The following is a 20,637-nucleotide window of genomic DNA, read 5'->3' on the forward strand; positions in this document are numbered from 1 at the left end:
ACATTGTCTGTTGCCCCGCCATGACTGCCGAAACGGCCGCCGAACTCCACACGATCATCGATCTGATCCGCTACGGCACCAGCCGTTTCAACGCAGCCGGGCTGACCTTCGGGCACAGCTATGACAACGCCCTGGACGAAGCCACCCAGCTCGTCCTGCACAGCCTGCACCTGCCGCATGACCTCGGCCCGGCCTATGGCCAGGCGCGGCTGCTGCAGGAAGAGAAGGTGCGCGTGCTGGACCTGTTCCAGCGTCGCATCGACGAGCGTGTTCCGGCCGCCTACCTGACCGGTGAGGCCTGGTTCGCCGGCCTGAGCTTCAAGAGCGACACGCGCGCCCTGGTGCCGCGCTCCCCGATCGCCGAGCTGATCGAATGTGGCTTCGAACCCTGGCTGGCCGGCCGCGACGTCCATCGCGCGCTGGACCTGTGCACCGGCTCGGGCTGCATCGCCATCGCCATGGGCCACTACTACCCGAACTGGGAAGTGGACGGTGTCGACCTCAGCGACGAGGCACTGTCGCTGGCCGAAGAGAACAAGGAACGTCTCCAGGCGCACAACGTCACCCTGCTCAAGTCCGACCTGTTCAACGGCCTGACCGGCCGTCACTACGACCTGATCGTCACCAATCCGCCGTACGTCACCAACGACGAGACCGATGCCCTGCCGCGGGAATACTCCTACGAGCCGGACATGGGCCTGCGCGCCGGCGACGATGGCCTGGACCTGGTGCTGAAGATCCTGCGCGACGCCCCGCTGCACCTGAGCGAGGACGGCCTGCTGATCTGTGAAGTGGGCGAGTCCGAACAGCACCTGATCAAGCTGCTGCCGGAAGTCGACTTTGCCTGGGTCGAGTTCAAGGTCGGCCAGATGGGCATCTTCGCGGTCGAGTGCCGTGAACTGATCGCCCACAGCGCCCGCATCACCGAACTGGCGGCGCAGCGGCCGTGAGTTCCAACAGCTTCGGCAAACTGCTGACCGTCACCACCTTCGGCGAATCGCACGGTCCGGCGATCGGCTGCGTGGTGGACGGCTGTCCGCCGGGGCTGGAGATCAGCGCCGACGAATTCGCCCACGACCTGCAGCGGCGGGCCACCGGCAAGAGCCGGCATACCTCCGCGCGGCGCGAAGCCGATGAGATCGAGATCCTGTCCGGTGTGTACGAAGGCCGTACCACCGGCACCCCGATCGGGCTGCTGATCCGCAATACCGATCAGCGCAGCAAGGATTACACCACCATCGCCCAGCAGTTCCGCCCGGGCCATGCCGACTACAGCTACTGGCAGAAGTACGGCATCCGTGATCCCCGCGGTGGCGGCCGCTCCTCCGCGCGCGAAACCACCATGCGCGTCGCCGCCGGCGTGATCGCCAAGAAGTGGCTGCTGCAGCGTCATGGCGTCACCGTGCGGGGCTACCTCTCGCAGCTGGGCGAGATCACCCCGACCGGCTTCGACTGGTCCGCGGTGGAGGACAACCCGTTCTTCTGGCCGGTCGCCGACCAGGTGCCCGCGCTGGAGAGCTACATGGACGCGCTGCGCAAGTCCGGGGACTCGGTCGGCGCGCGCGTCAACGTCGTGGCCGATGGTGTCCCGCCGGGTTGGGGCGAACCCATCTACGGCAAGCTCGATGGCGATCTGGCGGCGGCGCTGATGAGCATCAACGCGGTCAAGGGCGTGGAGATCGGCGACGGCTTTGCCAGCGCCGCGCAGAAGGGCACCGAACACCGTGACCTGCTGACCCCGCAGGGTTTTGCCAGCAACCATGCCGGCGGCATCCTCGGCGGCATCTCCACCGGCCAGCAGGTCACCGCCTCGATCGTGCTCAAGCCGACCTCGAGCCTGCGCCTGCCCGGCGCCACGGTGGACGCCAGTGGCGCCTCCGTCGAGGTGATCACCACCGGCCGTCACGATCCCTGCGTCGGCATCCGCGCCACCCCGATCGCCGAGGCGATGATGGCGCTGGTGCTGATGGACCAGGCGCTGCGCCACCGCGCCCAGTGCGGCGATGTCGGCGAGATCACCCCACGCATCCCGGGCACGATCGATGGCTGATCGGCGCCCCAGGGTCTGGGTCAGCCAGCCGCTGTTCGACGATGTCGTCGATCAGCTCGGGCAGCATTTCGACCTGGCCATGACCGGCGACGTCACCCGCTATACGCCGCAGATGCTGGCCGAACAGCTGGCCCACGTCGACGGCGCGCTGATCACCCTCAACGAACGCATCGGCGCGGCCGAGATCGCCCATGCGCCGCAGCTGCGTGCGATCGCCAACGTCGGCGTCGGCTACAACAACCTGGATATCGACGCGCTCAGCGCTGCCGGCATCCTGGCCAGCAATACGCCGGATGTGCTGACCGAAACCACCGCCGACCTCGGCTTCGCGCTGTTGATGGCCACCGCACGCCGCATCACCGAATCCGAACGCTGGCTGCGTGATGGCCAGTGGGGGCAGTGGTCGTTCCAGACCATGCTTGGCGCCGACATCCACGGCAGCACGCTGGGCATCCTCGGCATGGGCCGCATCGGCCAGGGCATCGCCCGCCGCGGCGCGCACGGCTTCGGCATGCGCGTGCTGTACCACAACCGTTCGCGGCTGCCCGAGGCCACCGAGGCAGAGGTCGGCGCGCAGTACGTGGACCTGGATACCCTGCTGGCGCAGGCCGATCACCTCGTGCTCGTATTGCCCTACAACGCGTCCTCGCACCACATCATCGATGCCGGTGCGCTGGCGAAGATGAAGTCCACCGCCACCCTGGTCAACATCGCCCGCGGTGGCATCGTCGACGAGCTGGCGCTCGCCGATGCCCTGGCCAACGGACGCCTGGCCGCGGCCGGGCTGGACGTGTTCGAAGGCGAGCCGACGGTGCGCCCCGAACTGCTCGCCCTGCACAACATCGTGCTGACCCCGCATATCGGCAGCGCCAGCCAGGCCACCCGCCGGGCGATGGTGCAGCTGGCCGTGGACAACCTGACTGCCGCACTGGGCCAGGGCCCGGATGCCGGCCACCCGCCGAGCGCGATCAACGCCGATGCTGTCGCTGCCGTGAAAGCCGGTGGCGCGACCGTGGGCGGCAAAAAAATCGACGACGCAAAACGATAGGGAGCCGCGCCGGCCAACAGGCGAGGTTCCCGAACCGGTAGGTACCGACCGCGGGTCGGTACAGATCCCCAAGGCACGGCAGGTACCGATCGTTGGTCGGCACGCACATTCAACATTCCGGCAGGTACCGACCGTGGGTCGGTGCACATCCCCAAATCAAGGTAGGTACCGACCGTGGGTCGGTACACCCAACAGAGGTTCTCATGAGCAATCCAGATCGTCGTTTCCACGTCGCCGTCGTCGGTGCCACCGGTGCTGTCGGCGAAACCATGCTGGCCATCCTGGCCGAACGCAACTTCCCGATCGCCACGCTGAGCCTGCTCGCGTCCTCGCGTTCGGCCGGTGGCGAGATCGAGTACCAGGGCGAGAAGATCAAGGTCCAGGACCTGAGCACGTTCGATCCGAACGGCGTGGACATCGCGCTGTTCTCCGCCGGTGGCAGCGTCTCCAAGGAGTTCGGTCCGAAGTTCGCCGCCGCCGGTGCGGTGGTGATCGACAACTCGTCGGCCTTCCGCTACGACGATGACGTGCCGCTGGTCGTCTCAGAAGTGAACCCGGAGGCGCTGAAGAACCGCCCGCGCGGCATCATCGCCAACCCGAACTGCTCGACCATGCAGATGCTGGTCGCGCTCGCCCCGCTGCACCGCCAGTACGGCATCGAGCGCATCAACGTGGCCACCTACCAGTCCGTCTCCGGCGGCGGCCGCTCGGCGCTGGAAGAACTCGGCAAGCAGACCGGCCAGCTGCTCAGCTTCCAGGAAATCGACCCGCAGCGCTTCCCGGTGCAGATCGCGTTCAACCTGATCCCGCACATCGATGATTTCCAGGACAACGGCTACACCAAGGAAGAGATGAAGCTGGTCTGGGAAACCCGCAAGATCCTCGGTGATGACAGCATCCTGGTGAACCCCACCGCCGTGCGCGTGCCCGTGTTCTATGGTCACTCCGAAGCGGTCACCATCGAAACCCGCGACAAGGTCACCCCGGATGCCGCGCGCGAGCTGCTGGCGCGTTCGCCGGGCGTGGAAGTGGTCGACCGGCATGAAGCGGGCGGCTACCCGACCCCGGTCACCCATGCCTCGGGTACCGATGCGGTGTATGTCGGCCGCATCCGCGAGGATCTGTCGCATCCGCGCGGCCTGAACCTGTGGATCGTCTCGGACAACATCCGCAAGGGCGCGGCCCTCAATGCGGTGCAGTTGGCCGAACTGGTTGCTGCCGAAGGCTGATCGCAGGGGTGCCGGCGGCATGGGGATGCCGCCGGCACCCCGCATCGAAACATCGCCGATCACGGGGGGAGCCGCTATATTGGCCGCCATGAAGAACCGGGCTCCGGGCGCAGTGCGTCCGCTCAAGTATGTGTCGACGCTGCTGCTGGCCCTGGCCAGCAGTTCCGCCCTGGCCCTGGGCCTGGGCGATATCCGGGTGCTGTCCAAGCCGGGCCAGCCGCTGCTGGCCGAAATTCCCGTCATTTCCGCCGATCCGGCCGAGCTGGAGAACCTCCGTGTGGCGCTGGCCTCGCCGGCGACCTTCGCCCGGGTCGGGCTGGAACGGCCGTCCGGTCTGGTCAGCGAGCTGCAGTTCGAGTTGACCCGCAATGCGCAGGGTCGCGCCGTGGTGCGCGTCAGCAGCCAGAGCTCGGTGGTGACCCCGTCGCTGAACTTCCTGATCGAAGCCGATTGGGGGCAGGGCCGTCTGATCCGTGAATATTCCGCCCTGGTGGACGCGCCCAACAGCGCGGCCGCCGTGGCCGAACCGGAGATCGTCGCCCCGGCGGGCGCGATGTCCAATGCCATCATCCGCGAGCCGGCACCGCCGGCTGCGCCTGTCGCCGCGTCGCCGCCGCGCCGTGCGGAGCCGGCAGCCACGCCGCGCCCGGCCGCACCTCGCGCTGCGCCCGCCGCACCGGCTGCCGCCGACGGCAGCGTCACCGTGCAGCGGGGACAGACGCTGTCGCAGATCGCCGGTTCGCTGGCGCGCGAGCAGGGCATCAACCGCAACCAGGCAATGATCGCGCTGCTGCGGGCCAATCCCGAAGCCTTCATCCGGGGCAACGTGAACCTGCTCAAGCAGGGCGCCGTGCTGCGCACGCCGGGCGCCGAGGGCGTGGCCGAGATCGATGCACAGCAGGCCGCGGCGATCGTCCGCGAGCACACCGCGCAATGGCGGCAGTCGCGCGCCGCCATCCCGCAACCGGCAGACAGTGGCGTCGCCGCTGCGCCGACACCTGCGACCGCGGCAGCGAGCCAGGGCGCGCGCCTGGAAATCGCGCCGGCCGTCGCCGCCGCCGGCACCACCGCAGGCACAACCACCGGCACCGCTGCCGGCACCGAGGGCGACATGCTGGGTAACGAACAACTGCGTCAGGCCAAGGAAGACGTCGCCACCCGCGATGCCGAGATCCAGGAACTGCGCGAGCGCGTGGCCGAGCTGGAAAAGCTCAAGGCCCAGCAGCAGTCGCTGATCGCAATGAAGGACAACGATCTGGCCGCCGCGCAGCAGCGGCTGGAGCAGGCACCCGGGGCGCGCGACAGCGCCAGCGGTGGCTGGTACTGGCTGGGCCTGGTGGTGCTGCTGCTGGTGGTCGGAGGCTGGGCGCTGGTGCGCCGGCGCAAGCCATCGCCATTGCCGCCGCTGTCGCGTGATGGGCTCGATGGCGCCTCGCTGGCGGCGGCCGTGCCGGCCGTCGATCCTGCGGATACGCTGGCCGCGCAGCAGGAGGACGCGCACCGCGCGCCTGACGAAGAGGCCATTGCAGAGACCGACGTCTACGCCGGGCTGCGTCGCGAGCCGGTCTTCGCGCGCGATGCTTCCCCGCACGAAACCGTCCCGCAGGACCGCATCGAGGATACGCGCTGGAGCACCTCCGCGACGGATGATGCGCCGGTGTTGCCGGAGGTCGAGGCAACCGCTGCGTCGGCCTACGGCATCGACGCCGATGCCCAGCATGTAAACGTGGACGACGCGCTGTTCCGCGAACCGGCCCCGCTGATCGAGCCGCCGGCCCACGCGCTGGAAGCTGCGGCGCAGCCGTCGTTCCGCGGTGTGTTCGAGTTCCCGGACGAGTCGGTGACCGCCGAAGAACACGCTTCGGATGCGGGCGACGATCGCGCCGGCCACGATGCTGCGCCGGCCATCGCCAGCGGAGACGAGACCTCGGACGCCGCCGATCCGGCCGTCGACGAAGCGCCCATCGCGCCCATCGGCAGCCCCGGCCGTGATCGCCTGGAACTGGCCATCGCGTACCTGGACCTGGGGGATGCGGAAACCGCGCGCACTCTGCTGCATGAAGTGGCCGTCGGCGCCGATCCGCACAGCCAGGCCGAAGCGCGCGAACTGCTGGCGCGGCTGGGATGAGCGACGCCCGCCCGGTAACAGTGCGGGAGCGTCGCCTGGACTACGTCGAGTTCGCCTCGCGCGATCCCGCCGCCAGCCGCCGCTTCTTCGAGCAGGTGTTCGGCTGGTCGTTCGTGGATTACGGGCTGGACTACACCGCCTTCGACGACGGCCGCTTCCAGGGCGGGTTCTTCCGTGCTGAGCCGCAGACCGCCTCCGCGGGTGGCGCACCCTTGCTGGTGATTTACGCCGACGACCTGCAGCCCATGCTCGAGGCCGTGCGGGCCCAGGGTGGGCAAGTGGTCAAGCCGGTGTTCGCCTTCCCGGGCGGCAGCCGGTTCCAGTTCCTGGAGCCCGGCGGCAACGAGCTGGCCGTGTGGTCCGAGCGCGACGCCGCCTGATGCACTACCCGGCGCCCGCGCCGGTTCCCCCGAAAACACAGAGGTTCACCATGCGCTACGCACTGGGCGTGGAATACGACGGCAGCGAATTCAAAGGCTGGCAGCAGCTCGGTGAGAGTGGCTGTCCCAGCGTGCAGGCCAGCCTGCAGGACGCGTTGTCCTCGGTGGCCAATGCGCCGATCCAGGTCGTGTGTGCCGGGCGTACCGATGCTGGCGTCCACGGCGAATGCCAGGTCGTGCACTTCGATACCGATGTCGTGCGAGATCCACGCAGCTGGATGCTGGGGACCACCACCCGCCTGCCACGCTCCATTGCAGTGCGCTGGTGCGTGCCGGTGGCCGACGAGTTTCATGCGCGTTTCGCCGCGCGTGCACGCCGCTACCGTTATCGCCTGCTCAATCGCCAGGTCCGCCCGGCGCTGTACAGGCAGACCCTGAGCTGGGAGCGCCGGCCGCTGGATGCCGGGCTGATGCACGCGGCCGGTCAGGCCCTGCTCGGCGAGAACGACTTCAGTGCCTTCCGGAGTGTGCAGTGCGAGGCCCTGCACGCGCGCCGGAACATGCAGTCGCTCTCGGTGACCCGTCAGGGCGAGGTGGTGGAGGTCGCCGTTCAGGCCAATGCATTCCTTCATCACATGGTGCGCAATATCGTCGGTTCATTGATCCTGGTCGGCTGTGGTGAGCAGCCGGTCGCGTGGATGGGGCAACTGCTGGCCGGGCGCGACCGCACCGTGGCCGGTCCGACCGCTCCGCCACAGGGATTGGTCTTCGTTGGTCCCCTGTACCCCGACAACTGGCAGCTGCCTGCCGAGGTCACCTTATGAGCCGCTCCTTCTACCGCACCCGTATCAAGTTCTGCGGCATGACCCGTGCCGGCGACGTGCGCCTGGCCGGCGAACTCGGCGTGGACGCGGTCGGTTTCATCTTCGCCCGCGAGAGCAGGCGCCGGGTCGCGCCGGCCGAGGCCCGGGCCATGCGCCAGGCGATCGCGCCGATGGTCGACGTGGTGGCCCTGTTCCGCGACAACAGCAAGGAAGAGGTGCGCGAGGTGCTGCGCACCGTGCGGCCGACCCTGCTGCAGTTCCATGGCGAGGAAGATGAATCGTTCTGCCGCAGCTTCAACATGCCGTACCTGAAGGCCGTGGCCATGGGCGGCAAGGACGAGGTCAATGCCCGCCAGCTGCAGCTGCGTTTCCCGAGCGCGGCCGGCTTCCTGTTCGACAGCCATGCGCCCGGCGGTGGCGGCGGAACCGGCGTGGCCTTCGACTGGACCCGCCTGCCGACCGGCCTGCATCGGCCGTTCCTGCTGGCCGGCGGGATCACCCCGGACAACGTGTTCGACGCGATCGTGGCGACCCTGCCGTGGGGCGTGGATGTGTCCAGCGGCATCGAATCCGAGCCGGGCATCAAGGACGGCTACAAGATGCGCAAGTTCGTGGAAGAAGTCCGCCGCGCCGATTGCCACGAAGCAGATTGATCAGCTTGTCCAGCGGGTAGGCCACGACCGTTGGTCGTGGCGCACTCATCCTGTCAACTGCGCCTGCAGCCACCCGGCCAGCGCATCCACCCGCGGATCCGCCACCCCCTCCGGCGTGGCCAGCACCCAGAAGCCCCCGGTGGCGCCAAATCCCCACGGTGCCAGCACCCGGCCGGCCGCCAGCTCATCGGCCACAAGCGGCTCCGGCGCGATCGCCACGCCGAGCCCGGCGACGGCCGCTTCCAGCAGGTAGTACAGATGTTCAAAGCCGCTGCCCAACTGCAACTGCGCAGGTTCCAACCCATGCGACAGCGCCCACGCGGGCCACGCCTGCGGGCGTGAGGTGGTGTGCAGCAGCGGTTCGCCCAGCAGCGCGGAAGGCGGTTGATGCCGCAGCCTTGCCGCGGCCGGGTGTTGTGGACTGACCACCACGCCCACACGCTCCGGCGCCAGCTCCCGCACCTGCCAGCCGCGCGGCCACGGTGGCTGGGCCAGCAGCAGGACTGCATCCAGACCCTGCTGTTCGGCGGTGAAGCTGCCGTCCTGCGCGGACCAGTGCAGCGGCAGCTGGGGCAGGGCAGTCTGCAGGGCCTGCAGGCGCGGGATCATCCAGCGCGCCAGGATGCTGCCGCTGCAGCCGAGCACCAGCGCTTCGGGTCGCTGTTGGCGCTTGAGGGCCACCACCGCCTCGCGGATCTGCTCGAAGGCGCCCTCGCAGGCGGCCTGCAGATCCTCGCCGGCGCGGGTCAGGCGCAGCCCACGGCCTTCGCGCTGGAACAGCACGACGCCCAGGTGTTCCTCCAGCAGGCGCAGCTGGCGGCTGATCGCGCCGTGGGTGACATGCAGGGCGTCGGCGGCCCGACCGACGCCGCCCAGGCGGGCGGCCGCCTCGAAGCTGCGCAGGGCATTGAGCGGGGGCAACGGTCCGTCGGTCATGTGAGTTTTCCTGACAGGTCGTGGCAGATATTATCGATATTCCTGTCATGACAGGTGCGTTAAATTGGCAGCCTGTCTCCACCGGTTGTCGCGCTATGTCTGCTTCCCCCGTCTCCCCCATCGTCGATTTCCACGCCTACCCTGATGCCAACGGCCATTTCGGCCGCTACGGCGGGAGTTTCGTCGCCGAGACCCTGATCGGGCCGCTGCAGGAGCTGGCCGCCGCCTATGACGAAGCACGCCGCGATCCGGCCTTCATCGCCGCCTACGACAAGGACCTGACCCACTATGTGGGCCGTCCCAGCCCGATCTATCACGCCGAGCGGCTCAGCCAGCAGGTCGGCGGCGCGCAGATCCTGCTCAAGCGCGAAGACCTGAACCACACCGGCGCGCACAAGATCAACAACACCATCGGCCAGGCGCTCCTCGCCGCACGGATGGGCAAGAAACGCATCATCGCCGAGACCGGCGCCGGCCAGCACGGCGTGGCCAGTGCCACCGTGGCCGCGCGGCTGGGCCTGGAGTGCGTGGTGTACATGGGGGCCACCGACATCGAGCGGCAGAAGATCAATGTCTACCGCATGAAGCTGCTCGGTGCGACGGTGGTGCCGGTCACCTCCGGCTCGGCCACGCTCAAGGATGCGCTCAACGAAGCGATGCGCGACTGGGTCACCAACGTGCGCGACACCTTCTACATCATCGGCACCGTGGCCGGCCCGGACCCGTACCCGCGGATGGTGCGCGATTTCAATGCGATCGTCGGCCGCGAGGCGCGCGCGCAGATGCTCACCGATTACGGCCGCCTGCCCGATGCGATCACCGCCTGCGTGGGCGGTGGCAGCAATGCGATCGGCCTGTTCCATGCGTTCCTCAATGATCGCGACGTGCGCATCGTCGGTGCCGAAGCAGCCGGCGACGGCATCGAGACCGGGCGCCATGCCGCCTCCATCGCGGCCGGTCGCCCGGGCGTGCTGCACGGCAACCGCACCTATGTGATCTGCGACGACGACGGCCAGATCACCGAAACCCATTCAGTCTCGGCCGGCCTGGACTATCCGGGCGTCGGTCCCGAGCATGCCTTCCTGGCCGATGCCGGGCGCGCCGAGTATGTCGGCATCACCGATGACGAGGCCTTGGCGGCGTTCCACCAGCTGGCCCACAGCGAAGGCATCCTGGCGGCGCTGGAGTCCAGCCACGCGGTCGCCCAGGCGATCAAGATCGCGCGCGATCTGCCGCGCGACAAGCTGGTGCTGTGCAATCTGTCCGGGCGTGGCGACAAGGACGTGCACACCATCGCTGCCCGGGAGGGTCTGGTCCTGTGAATCCGCTGCTGCGCCAGGGAAGTGCGCTGCTGATGGTGGTCGGCCTGACCGGATGCACGCCGCCGGATCCGCCGGTGTTGCCGGCCCCTGCGGCACCGCTGGGTGCGGTGGCGCCGGCACGCGAAGAGGCCAGCAATGACGATGACATCGCCAACCGTCCGATCGAGGACGCGCCGGCTGGGCCACCGGCCGCCGAGGCAGGCGTGGCGGACGACGCCGTGCCGTCGGTGGTCTCGGTCGCGCTGGATCATGCGGGCGATGTCGTGGTCGGGCAGCGGTTCACCGAGCTCGCCGCCGATGGCCCCTGGCATTCGGCCGGCCTGAGCGAGGGCGAGCCCGCGGGCGCCTGCGAGTATTACGAGCGGGGCAACCTGCCCGAAGGCGTGTCGATGATGGTCGAGGACGACCATGTGCAGCGCTTCGAGCTGGCCCCGATCGAAGATTCCTACGAAGCCATCACCCAGCCCGGGCCGTTCGGCCTGCGCCTGGGCATGACCCGTGACGAGGCGCTCCAGCGGCTGCCGCCCGGCAGTACGCGCGCACCGCACGCCTATGACCCGGAAACGGGCGAGTACCTGACCTGGCAGGACCCCGGTTCGGATCTGGCGATCCGGCTGGAAATCCTCGACGGGGTGATATCGAAGCTGTACTGGGGCGCCAGTGGCGCTGTTGAACTGATTGAAGGATGTGCCTGAGATGTCCGTGGACCGTATCGATGCCTGTTTTGCCCGCCTGCGCGCTGAGCGTCGCAAGGCGCTGATTCCCTTCATCACCGCCGGTGATCCGGGCCTGGATGCCACCGTGCCGGTGATGCACGCACTCGCCGCCGCCGGCGCGGACGTGATCGAACTCGGGGTGCCGTTCTCCGACCCGATGGCCGACGGCCCGACCATCCAGCGCAGCTCCGAACGCGCGCTGGCGCGTGGGGCAGGGCTGCGCTATGTGCTGGAGACCGTCGCCGCGTTCCGCAAGGCCGACGCCACCACGCCGGTGGTGCTGATGGGCTACCTCAACCCGATCGAGATCCATGGCACGGCCCGCTTCGCGCAGTCCGCCATCGCCGCCGGCGTGGACGGCATCCTGCTGGTCGACCTGCCGCCGGAGGAAGCCGCCGAAACCCGCGAGATCTTCACCGCCGCCGGCCTGGCGCTGATCCTGCTGGCCTCGCCGACCACGGTCGATGTGCGCCTGGATGCGCTGTCCGCGATGGCACAGGGCTATCTGTACTACGTCAGTTTCGCCGGCGTGACCGGGGCGTCGGATCGTCTGGACAGCAGTGCCGCCAGTGCCCGCCTGCGCGACCTGCGCAGCCGTTCGGCGGTGCCGGTGGTGGCCGGCTTCGGCATCAAGGATGCGGCCAGTGCCGCAGCGATGGCCGTGGAGGCCGACGGCGTGGTGGTTGGCAGCGCGCTGGTGGCTGCGTTGGGCGAGGCCCCCGATGCCACGGCCGCTGCACAGGCCGCGCAGGCATTCCTCACGCCGCTGCGACGCGCACTCGACGCCGCCTGAAGCACGCAAACGTACGTACCAGAATGGTTTAAGCCAGCCCCCCGGCAACCGCCGGGGGTGCCCGAGCATGGAAACGGTGAGCTAGACTGTCCGCCTTTGCGGCCCCCGGGCCGCCCTGAACGGAAGTAGCATCCCGCATGAGTTGGCTCAGCAAGTTGATGCCGTCTGGCATCCGCACCGACAACGTCCCCAGCAAGAAGCGCAGCGTCCCCGAGGGCCTGTGGGAGAAGTGCAGCAGCTGCGGCAGCGCGCTCTACCGTCCTGAGCTGGAAGAGAACCTGGAAGTCTGCCCCAAGTGTGGCCATCACATGGCCATCCGCGCGCGCGCGCGCCTGGCCGCGCTGTTCGACGCGGACAGCACCACCGAGATCGGTGCGCGCCTGGGCCCGACGGACCTGCTCAAGTTCAAGGACCAGAAAAAGTACAGCGAGCGCATCAAGGCCTCGCAGAAGAACACGGGCGAGTACGACGCACTGATCGCCATGCAGGGCCTGATGAAGGGTCGCCCGCTGGTCGCTTCGGCCTTCGATTTCGCCTTCATGGGCGGCTCGATGGGTTCGGTGGTCGGTGAGCGCTTCTCGCTCGCCGCTGAAAAGGCGCTGGAGATCGGCGCCCCGTACGTGTGCTTCTCCGCCAGTGGCGGCGCGCGCATGCAGGAAGGCCTGTTCTCGCTGATGCAGATGGCGAAGACCTCGGCCGCGCTGGGGCGCCTGCGCGACGCCGGCCTGCCGTACATCTCGGTGCTGACCCATCCGACCACCGGCGGCGTGTCGGCCTCGTTCGCGATGCTGGGCGACATCAACATCGCCGAGCCGCAGGCGCTGATCGGCTTCGCCGGACCGCGCGTGATCGAACAGACCGTGCGCGAAAAGCTGCCGGAAGGCTTCCAGCGCTCGGAGTTCCTGCTCGAGCACGGCGCGATCGATCAGATCTGCGACCGCCGCGAGATGCGCGATCGCCTGTCCGAGATCCTGGCCATGCTGGCGCGCCAGCCGGCGCCCGCACCGGATGCAGCGGCCTGATGGCGTCGCGCAGGTACTTCGGCACCGACGGCATCCGCGGCAAGGTCGGTGAGGGCGTCATCTCCGCCGATTTCGTGCTGTGCCTGGGCAATGCGCTCGGGCGCGCGCTGACCGAGCGCAACGGGCGCCGCCCGGTGGTGGTGATCGGCAAGGACACACGCATCTCCGGCTACATGTTCGAAGCCGCGCTCGAGGCCGGGCTGGTCGCGGCCGGTGCCGATGTGCAACTGCTCGGCCCAATGCCGACCCCGGCGGTGGCCTTCCTCACCCGCACCCTCGGTGCGGATGCGGGCATCGTCATCAGCGCCTCGCACAACCCGCACTACGACAACGGCATCAAGTTCTTCTCCGCCGATGGCGAGAAGCTGGATGACGCCACCGAGCTGGCGCTGGAAGCCGCGCTCGATGCACCGTTCACTACCGTCGAGTCCGAACGTCTGGGCAAGGCCATGCGCGCGCGCGATGCGGTCGGCCGCTACATCGAGTTCTGCAAGGCCAGCGTGCCGCGCGGCTTCGACCTGCGTGGCCTGAAGATCGTGCTCGACTGCGCGCACGGTGCCACCTACCACGTCGCCCCCCTGCTGTTCCGCGAGATGGGCGCCGAGGTGATCAGCATCGGTGATGCGCCCAACGGCCTGAACATCAACGATGGCGTCGGCTCGATGCACATCGACAATCTGGCCGAGAAGGTCCGCGAGGTCGGCGCCGATTTCGGCATCGCTTTCGACGGCGACGGCGATCGCGTGCTGATGGCCGACGACCAGGGCAACCCGGTCGACGGCGATGACCTGCTGTTCGTGCTGGCCCAGGCCTGGCAGCGCAGCGGGCGCCTGCATGGTCCGGTGGTTGGCACGCTGATGACCAACTTCGGCCTGGAGCAGGCGCTGGAGCGGTTGAACATCCCGTTCCAGCGCAGCAACGTTGGCGACCGTTACGTGCATCAGGCGCTGGTGGAAAACAACGGCGTGCTCGGTGGCGAAGCCTCCGGCCATCTGCTCTGCCTGGATCGCGCTACCACCGGTGATGCGGTGGTCAGCGCGCTGCAGGTGCTGGAGGTGCTGCGTCGCGACGGCACCTCCCTGCGCGAGGTGCTGTCGGTGCTCAACAAGGTGCCGCAGAAGACCGTCAACGTGCGTCTGCAGGGCGCTGCCAAGGCGACCGTGCAGGCCGAGAGCGTGCAGGCCGCGCTGGTGGCCGCGCAGCAGGCGGTGAAGGGGCGCGGTCGTGCGTTCCTGCGCCCCTCCGGCACCGAGCCGGTGGTGCGCGTCACCGTCGAAGCGGACAGCGCCGAGCTGATGCAGGCCACGCTGGACAGCCTGTCCGCGGCGGTGAAGGCGGCGGCTGCGGCCTGAGCCGGCGGAAGCACGGCTGAATCGAAAACGCCCCGGGAGACCGGGGCGTTTTCGTTGCGGATCCGCTGCGGGTCAGGGCCCTGCCACCATCTTCTTTTTCTTCGCCTTGAAACGGTTGAACAGCGGCGCGATCAGCGGGTGGTAGCTGTAGGCGATGCGCTTGCGCAGCCAGCGGGCAGGACGGTCGCGGATCGCGAACCGGTAGATGTGCTCCGGATCGCCCCCGACCACGTTGCGGCCGAACGGGTGGGTCGTGTGCAGGTACTTGAAGCCCTGCGCCCGCGCGATCTGCACATAGTCCTCGTCGAAATCGCCGTACGGCCAGCACAGCGTGTCCGATACGTCGCCCAGCTGTTGCCGGAGCACATCGCGTGCCACCGACAGGTCGCCGCTGATGCCCTGGCGCTTGTGTTCGCGGGAGATGTCCTGCTTGAGCCAGCGGGTATGCGTGTGTGTGTGGCAGTGCACCTCGAAGGTGCCGGCGGCGATCATCTCGCGCGCTTCGCTCCAGCGCATCATGACGTCGTCGGGGCGGTTCTCCTGCAGGATGGCCGCCTCGCAGCCGCGATGGTCCGGCGTCGCGGGCAGGGGGGCGCCGGGCTGCCCGGCATGCGGGCGGACCTCGCCTTCGCCCATCCAGCCGGTGACCACGAACACCACCGCGTGCATCCCGTACCGCGCCAGGATCGGGTGCGCGTACACCCAGTTGTCCAGGTAGCCGTCATCGAAGGTGATCACGATCGACTTGGCCGGCGTCGGCTTGCCGGCGAGGAAACCGGCGTACTGGGCCAGGGTCAGCGAGGTCCAGCCGTTGGCTGCCAGCCAGGCGATCTGGCTTTCGAAGTTTTCCGGCGAGACCGTGATCATCCCCGGCGACGGGGAGACGTGGTGGTGCATCAACACCGGGACGGATCTAGCGTTGGCCATGGCCCAGTTCCTTCAACCACTGGTGGTAATAGTATTCGGTCGCTTCAGTGTGACCGGTCGGGGTGAAGCGGTGGGCGCTGCGCATCCATTCCCAGCCGGCCAGCCCCATCTGCTCGCGTCGGTCAGGCTGTTCGATCAGGGTTCGCAGCGCGCCGGTCAGCGCGGCCTGGTCGCCCAGTGGCGCAAGCAGGGCATTGCTGCCCTCCACCACCATTTCCGGGACCCCGCCGACACGCGTGGCGACGATCGGCACACCCACGTAAGCCGCCTCGAGAAATACCGTGCCGGCCGCTTCCTTGTGGGTGGCGAGGGCGAAGATATCGAAGGCGGTCATCAGCCGGCAAGCACCCTGGCGGTAGCCGAGCAGGTGGACCTGCGCGGTGATGCCGAGCTGCTCGCGCAGGGCGATCAGGCGCTCCATCACCGGCTGGCCGTCGCCCACGATCACCAACTGCACGCGTGGATCGGCGCGGCACAGCGGGGCGATCGCCTGCAGCAGCTCGAGGTGGCCCTTCGGCTCGCGCAGCACGGCGACGCAGCCGACCACGATCTGGTCGTCGCCGAAGCCCAGTTCGGCGCGCGTTTCCGCACGGGTGTCCTGCCGGCACTGCCACGGATCGCGCTTGGCGATCTGCGACCACTGCGGCGGCACCGCGATCGGCGGGACGATCCCCACGTGTGCGTCGTCGATCCCGCGGCTGACCATCAGCTTCTTGACGAAGCTGCTCACCGTCATCACCCGGTGGGGCAGGCCGGTGTAGGTCAGCAGCGAGTTGATCGGGCTCATCAGGTGGCGCGAGCGCACCACCAGTGGCGTACCCCCGAGCCGGGCGCCGGCCGCGGCGATCAGGCTGTCGCGGCGGCTGGTGGTGTTCACCACGTGGTAGCCATGGCGGCGCACCAGGCGCGACACCGACCAGATCCCGCGCAGCATGCGCAGCAGGCCGCCCATCTTCAGCGCGTGGACGGTGAAGCCGGCCTCGCGCGCCATCTCACCCAGGCGGGCGTCGGGCTGGCACAGCAGGGAGACGTCGTGGCCGCGGTCGCGCATGGCCAGCATGTGGCGGTAGATGTAGATCTCCTGCCCGCCAAATCCCTTGGCAGCCTCGGTATGGAGAATTTTCAGTGGAACGTTCATCGGTGGACAGTCCATGTGTGGAAACGCGCCCGCGGGATGCGCGGGCGGCCGTCGTCATTGCCTGCGGGATCGCGCCAGCGCATCCCATGCGCTGTGCGGTGCCGTGGGTGGAAGGTCGTGCGGGGGCCGCGGCCACGCGCGCGGCCCTGCCGGCGTGGGCCAGCGCAACGCCGTCGGCGATGAGGGGGAGGGCAGGGCAACCATGGGGCGGACCGGGCGACGCAAGGAGAAAAGGGGGCGGCGCGTAAGCGTCGCCGGTGGCCCGTTGTGGCCGTCCGGGCGCGCGCATTGTATCGGTTTGTATCAATGTATCGGTGGCGGGGATGGCCCGATCTGGCACAATGTTCAGCCGGGCCACAGCTGGCCCACCGACCACCATGAACAAGCAGGAATCGCTGTGAGCCAGATCCCCACCCTCGACATCACCCGTTTTGACACCGACCGCGACGCGTTCGTGGCCGAGCTGGGTGCGGCCTACCGCGAATGGGGCTTTGCTGGCATCCGCAACCACGGCATTCCGCAGGCCGACATCGACGCCGCGTATGAGGTCTTCAAGGCCTTCTTCGCGCTGCCGGAAGAGACCAAGCGCCAGTACCACGTGCCCGGCAGCGGCGGCGCGCGCGGCTACACCGCCTTCGGCGTGGAGACCGCCAAGGGCTCCCAGCACTTCGATCTGAAGGAGTTCTGGCATATCGGCCGTGAGATTCCGGACGACTCCAAGTACCGTGACGTGATGGCCCCGAACCTGTGGCCGAGCGAGGTTCTGGGCTTCCGTGAGCGTGGCTACGGCCTCTACCAGGCCCTGGACAAGCTGGGTTCGCGCGTCCTGTCGGCGCTGGCCCTGCATATTGGTCTGCCGGAGGATTTCTTCGCGGACAAGACCAACAACGGCAATTCGATCCTGCGCCCGATCCACTACCCGCCGATCACCGCAGAGAACATCCCGAACGTGCGCGCCGGTGCCCACGGCGACATCAACTTCATCACCCTGCTGGTCGGCGCCAGTGCGGCCGGGCTGGAAGTGCAGTCCCACGAGGGCAAGTGGGTGCCCTTCACCTCGGACGCGGACACCATCGTGGTCAATATCGGCGACATGCTGCAGCGCCTGACCAACCATGTGTATCCGTCCACGATCCACCGCGTGGTCAACCCTCCGGGTGAGCAGGCGCGCCAGCCGCGCTATTCGGTGCCGTTCTTCCTGCACCCGAACCCGGATTTCCTGATCGACGTGCTGCCGACCTGCATCACCCCGGAAAACCCGAGTCGCTACCCGGAGCCGATCACTGCCCACGGCTTCCTGGAAGAGCGCCTGCGCGAGATCAAGCTGAAATAAGCCACGAAGGCCGCCGAAAGGCGGCCTTCTTCATTCCGTGTCACGCCGGCCGCTGGCCGGCTCGCTCCACCGCACTCCGATGCGTGCCGATTGACTGTCAGAGGGTGGGCGTGGGTGGGTTGGCGGGACCGTTTTGCGCCATGGATGGCGCATAACGAGCCCCCATGGATGGGTTCACGGCGGGTCCCGCCAACCCACCCACGCCCGCCCAGCCCGGGCACGTCCACCGGCCCCGTCGCCCTTGCTTTTGATCTGGGACTGCGGCCGAAAATAAATATCCAATTGAAATGTAAGCGTTTTCCCGCCCACGCCATTTCGTTGCATCCGTTATCATGGCCGGCTGATATCCAAAGGAGCCATCGCCATGCGCCGCAAGATCGTCGCCGGTAACTGGAAGCTGCACGGCAGCCGCCAATTCGCCACCGACCTGGTCAGTGACCTGGTTGCCGACCTCCCGCTGCAGGGCGTCGAAGTCGTGGTCCTCCCGCCGCTCCCGTACCTGGGCGAACTGGTCGAAGCCTTCGAAGGCCGCGCCGTCGCCTTCGGCTCCCAGGATGTCAGCAGCAACGAAAAGGGCGCCTACACCGGCGAAGTCTCGGCCACCATGCTGGCCGAAGTCGGCGCCCGCTACGGCCTGGTCGGTCACTCCGAGCGCCGCCAGTACCATGCGGAAAGCAGTGAACTGGTCGCGCGCAAGTTCGCCGCCGCCCTGCATGCCGGCCTGACGCCCATCCTGTGCGTGGGCGAAACACTCGAGCAGCGCGAGGCCCATCAGACCGAGGCGGTCATCGCGGCCCAGCTCGCCCCGGTGCTGGAGCTGGTCGGCGCCGCCGGCTTCGCCCAGGCCGTGATTGCCTACGAGCCGGTCTGGGCCATCGGTACCGGCCGGACCGCCTCCAAGGAGCAGGCCCAGCAGGTCCACGCGTTCATCCGTGGCGAAGTGGCCAAGCTCGATGCTAGAATTGCGGATTCACTGTCGATCCTCTATGGCGGCAGCGTGAAGCCCGACAACGCCGCGGAACTGTTCGCACAGCCCGATGTCGATGGTGGGCTGGTGGGCGGCGCCTCGCTGGTGGCCGCGGACTTCCTTGCCATCGCTGCCGCGGCGGCGGGGCGCTAATTAGTAATGTTGCCGGCCCAACCGCCGGCACGACATGTCCGAGGACGGATTCGAAATGCTGATGTTGATCCTCAATGTGGTCTACGTGCTGGTCGCAGTGGCCATGATCGCGCTCATCCTGATGCAGCGTGGTTCCGGCGCGGCTGCAGGGTCGGGTTTCGGTGCCGGCGCCTCGGGTACCGTGTTCGGCGCGCGTGGCGCGTCCAACTTCCTGTCCAAATCGACCAAGTGGCTGGCCGTGGTGTTCTTCGGCATCAGCCTCTTCATGGCCTGGTACGCCAGCCATGGCTCGCGCCCGGCGGCGCAGCAGGACCTGGGTCTGATGTCGGCTCCGGCCGCATCCGCGCCGGCCGCACCGGCGGGCGAGCTTCCGGCCGTGCCGAAAGCCCCGGAAAGCCCGGTCCAGCAGCCTGTTCCGTCGGCCACTGTGCCGGCTCAGGCGGAAACTCCGAAATCTGGTGAAGAAAAGCCTTCGGAAGGCACCCAGACTCGCTGAAGACGGTTACAATATGCGGCGCACTGGAGAACAACCGGTGCGATCGTAAGCCCAGGTGGCGGAATTGGTAGACGCACTACCTTGAGGTGGTAGCGACGAGAGTCGTAGGGGTTCGAGTCCCCTCTTGGGCACCATTTGTTTGTAAGCGGGTTCGTCTGGCGCGCAAAGCGCCAGGTAGCGGTATCCGTCCACTCCCCCATGCCAAAGCGCCTGCAGGCGCAGCGGCAGAGGCAAGAGAGAATCGCTGTGCTGGCCGAATATTTGCCGTCTCTGCTGTTTCTGATCGTTGCCACTGGTATCGGCGTTGCGCTGATGCTGGTTGGCCGATTCCTCGGTCCCCGACGTCCTGATCTGAAAAAGCTCTCGCCGTACGAATGCGGCTTCGAGGCTTTCGAGGACGCGCGCATGAAGTTCGATGTGCGCTACTACCTGATCGCGATTCAGTTCATCGTATTTGATCTGGAAATCATCTTCATCGTGCCGTGGACCCAGGTCTTCATGGAACTGGGCGCACGTTCGCTGGTCACGATGGGCCTCTTCGTAGGCATGCTTTTCCTCGGTTTCATTTACGTCTGGAAGAAGGGAGCGCTGGAATGGGAGTAATTCAGACGCTCGACGGCCTGATGAACAACCCGGTCCCGGAAGGGCGGGTCGATGACATCCTGCGCCCCGAAGGCGACAACCCCCTGCTCGAAAAGGGCTACGTGACCACCAGCGTCGATGCGCTGTTGAATTGGGCGCGTACCGGTTCGATGTGGCCGATGACCTTTGGTCTGGCCTGCTGCGCAGTGGAAATGATGCACGCCGGCGCGGCGCGCCTGGACCTTGACCGTTACGGTGTGGTGTTCCGCCCGTCGCCGCGTCAGTCCGACGTGATGATCGTGGCCGGCACCCTGGTCAACAAGATGGCTCCGGCCCTGCGCAAGGTCTATGACCAGATGCCGGACCCGAAGTGGGTCATCTCGATGGGCAGCTGCGCCAACGGTGGCGGCTACTACCACTACTCGTATGCAGTAGTGCGTGGCTGTGACCGCGTCGTGCCGGTGGACATCTATGTCCCCGGCTGCCCACCTACCGCCGAAGCGCTGGTGTACGGGATCCTGCAATTGCAGAAGAAGATCTGGCGTACGCAGACCATCGCCCGCTGACATCCCTCCTGACAAGAGCACG

The 20,637-nt window shown here is 67.8% G+C and carries 21 protein-coding genes and 1 tRNA gene; 19 read left to right on the forward strand and 3 right to left on the reverse strand.

Features of this window, described 5'->3' with window-relative positions; translation table 11 throughout:
* Positions 1–20: 20 nt before the first annotated feature.
* From prmB to HH110_RS08510, 8 genes are all read left to right on the forward strand, one after another.
* Positions 21–950 carry a 50S ribosomal protein L3 N(5)-glutamine methyltransferase gene (gene prmB / locus HH110_RS08475; RefSeq protein WP_176989280.1) on the forward strand — a complete coding sequence of 310 codons (930 nt, stop codon included), beginning with the start codon at positions 21–23 and terminating at the stop codon, positions 948–950.
* A complete protein-coding gene (aroC, locus tag HH110_RS08480) occupies positions 947–2,050 on the forward strand; it encodes a chorismate synthase (RefSeq protein WP_176989281.1) in 1,104 nt (367 codons plus the stop codon). The genes prmB and aroC overlap by 4 nt, the downstream gene beginning before the upstream one ends.
* A complete protein-coding gene (locus HH110_RS08485; RefSeq protein ID WP_176989282.1) occupies positions 2,043–3,098 on the forward strand; it encodes a D-glycerate dehydrogenase in 1,056 nt (351 codons plus the stop codon). Before aroC ends, HH110_RS08485 begins: the two co-directional genes overlap by 8 nt.
* Before the next feature lie 203 nt (positions 3,099–3,301).
* Entirely contained in the window at positions 3,302–4,327 is a 1,026-nt protein-coding gene (locus HH110_RS08490) for an aspartate-semialdehyde dehydrogenase (RefSeq protein ID WP_176989283.1), read from the forward strand.
* A gap of 88 nt (positions 4,328–4,415) precedes the next feature.
* A complete protein-coding gene (locus HH110_RS08495; RefSeq protein WP_176989284.1) occupies positions 4,416–6,455 on the forward strand; it encodes a FimV/HubP family polar landmark protein in 2,040 nt (679 codons plus the stop codon).
* Complete coding sequence (locus HH110_RS08500; protein ID WP_176989285.1) at positions 6,452–6,835, forward strand: VOC family protein; 384 nt, start codon at positions 6,452–6,454, stop codon at positions 6,833–6,835. Before HH110_RS08495 ends, HH110_RS08500 begins: the two co-directional genes overlap by 4 nt.
* A gap of 50 nt (positions 6,836–6,885) precedes the next feature.
* Positions 6,886–7,659, forward strand: coding sequence for a tRNA pseudouridine(38-40) synthase TruA (truA, locus tag HH110_RS08505; RefSeq protein WP_176989286.1), 774 nt, complete (start codon positions 6,886–6,888; stop codon positions 7,657–7,659).
* Entirely contained in the window at positions 7,656–8,312 is a 657-nt protein-coding gene (locus HH110_RS08510; protein ID WP_176989287.1) for a phosphoribosylanthranilate isomerase, read from the forward strand. The genes truA and HH110_RS08510 overlap by 4 nt, the downstream gene beginning before the upstream one ends.
* Positions 8,313–8,357: 45 nt before the next feature.
* Here the strand turns inward: HH110_RS08510 and HH110_RS08515 are convergent, their stop codons facing one another.
* Complete coding sequence (locus HH110_RS08515; RefSeq protein ID WP_176989288.1) at positions 8,358–9,248, reverse strand: LysR family transcriptional regulator; 891 nt, start codon at positions 9,246–9,248, stop codon at positions 8,358–8,360.
* Between the two features lie 95 nt (positions 9,249–9,343).
* On the opposite strand from HH110_RS08515, the gene trpB reads away from it, so the two are divergent.
* From trpB to glmM, 5 genes are all read left to right on the forward strand, one after another.
* Positions 9,344–10,570, forward strand: coding sequence for a tryptophan synthase subunit beta (trpB, locus tag HH110_RS08520; protein WP_176989289.1), 1,227 nt, complete (start codon positions 9,344–9,346; stop codon positions 10,568–10,570).
* Positions 10,567–11,265: a hypothetical protein gene (locus tag HH110_RS08525; protein WP_176989290.1), complete on the forward strand. Its 699-nt coding sequence runs from the start codon at positions 10,567–10,569 to the stop codon at positions 11,263–11,265. The genes trpB and HH110_RS08525 overlap by 4 nt, the downstream gene beginning before the upstream one ends.
* A gap of 7 nt (positions 11,266–11,272) precedes the next feature.
* Positions 11,273–12,079 carry a tryptophan synthase subunit alpha gene (trpA, locus tag HH110_RS08530; protein WP_176989526.1) on the forward strand — a complete coding sequence of 269 codons (807 nt, stop codon included), beginning with the start codon at positions 11,273–11,275 and terminating at the stop codon, positions 12,077–12,079.
* A 137-nt stretch (positions 12,080–12,216) separates the two neighbouring features.
* Complete coding sequence (gene accD / locus HH110_RS08535) at positions 12,217–13,101, forward strand: acetyl-CoA carboxylase, carboxyltransferase subunit beta (RefSeq protein ID WP_019182669.1); 885 nt, start codon at positions 12,217–12,219, stop codon at positions 13,099–13,101.
* Positions 13,101–14,453: a phosphoglucosamine mutase gene (glmM, locus tag HH110_RS08540; protein ID WP_176989291.1), complete on the forward strand. Its 1,353-nt coding sequence runs from the start codon at positions 13,101–13,103 to the stop codon at positions 14,451–14,453. Before accD ends, glmM begins: the two co-directional genes overlap by 1 nt.
* 72 nt (positions 14,454–14,525) lie before the next feature.
* Here glmM and HH110_RS08545 read toward each other — a convergent pair whose 3' ends face one another.
* Positions 14,526–15,380 (reverse strand): polysaccharide deacetylase family protein, encoded by an 855-nt coding sequence (locus tag HH110_RS08545; protein WP_176989292.1) that lies wholly within the window; start codon positions 15,378–15,380, stop codon positions 14,526–14,528.
* Positions 15,367–16,518 carry a glycosyltransferase family 4 protein gene (locus HH110_RS08550; RefSeq protein WP_176989293.1) on the reverse strand — a complete coding sequence of 384 codons (1,152 nt, stop codon included), beginning with the start codon at positions 16,516–16,518 and terminating at the stop codon, positions 15,367–15,369. Before HH110_RS08550 ends, HH110_RS08545 begins: the two co-directional genes overlap by 14 nt.
* A 397-nt stretch (positions 16,519–16,915) precedes the next feature.
* Here HH110_RS08550 and HH110_RS08555 point away from each other — a divergent pair, with 397 nt between their 5' ends.
* From HH110_RS08555 to HH110_RS08580, 6 genes are all read left to right on the forward strand, one after another.
* Positions 16,916–17,851 (forward strand): isopenicillin N synthase family oxygenase, encoded by a 936-nt coding sequence (locus HH110_RS08555; RefSeq protein WP_176989294.1) that lies wholly within the window; start codon positions 16,916–16,918, stop codon positions 17,849–17,851.
* Between the two features lie 364 nt (positions 17,852–18,215).
* Positions 18,216–18,971, forward strand: a complete 756-nt coding sequence (gene tpiA / locus HH110_RS08560) for a triose-phosphate isomerase (RefSeq protein ID WP_176989295.1) — start codon at positions 18,216–18,218, stop codon at positions 18,969–18,971.
* A 55-nt stretch (positions 18,972–19,026) separates the two neighbouring features.
* Positions 19,027–19,467, forward strand: a complete 441-nt coding sequence (gene secG, locus HH110_RS08565) for a preprotein translocase subunit SecG (protein ID WP_176989296.1) — start codon at positions 19,027–19,029, stop codon at positions 19,465–19,467.
* A gap of 49 nt (positions 19,468–19,516) precedes the next feature.
* Positions 19,517–19,601: transfer RNA gene (locus tag HH110_RS08570), tRNA-Leu, on the forward strand.
* Positions 19,602–19,713: 112 nt separating this feature from the next.
* Positions 19,714–20,070 (forward strand): NADH-quinone oxidoreductase subunit A, encoded by a 357-nt coding sequence (locus tag HH110_RS08575; protein WP_026069699.1) that lies wholly within the window; start codon positions 19,714–19,716, stop codon positions 20,068–20,070.
* Positions 20,061–20,615, forward strand: a complete 555-nt coding sequence (locus HH110_RS08580; protein ID WP_019182677.1) for an NADH-quinone oxidoreductase subunit B family protein — start codon at positions 20,061–20,063, stop codon at positions 20,613–20,615. The genes HH110_RS08575 and HH110_RS08580 overlap by 10 nt, the downstream gene beginning before the upstream one ends.
* Positions 20,616–20,637: the final 22 nt, after the last annotated feature.

The sequence above is a fragment of the Stenotrophomonas sp. SAM-B genome (assembly GCF_013387485.1).
Taxonomy (GTDB): domain Bacteria; phylum Pseudomonadota; class Gammaproteobacteria; order Xanthomonadales; family Xanthomonadaceae; genus Stenotrophomonas; species Stenotrophomonas maltophilia_AA.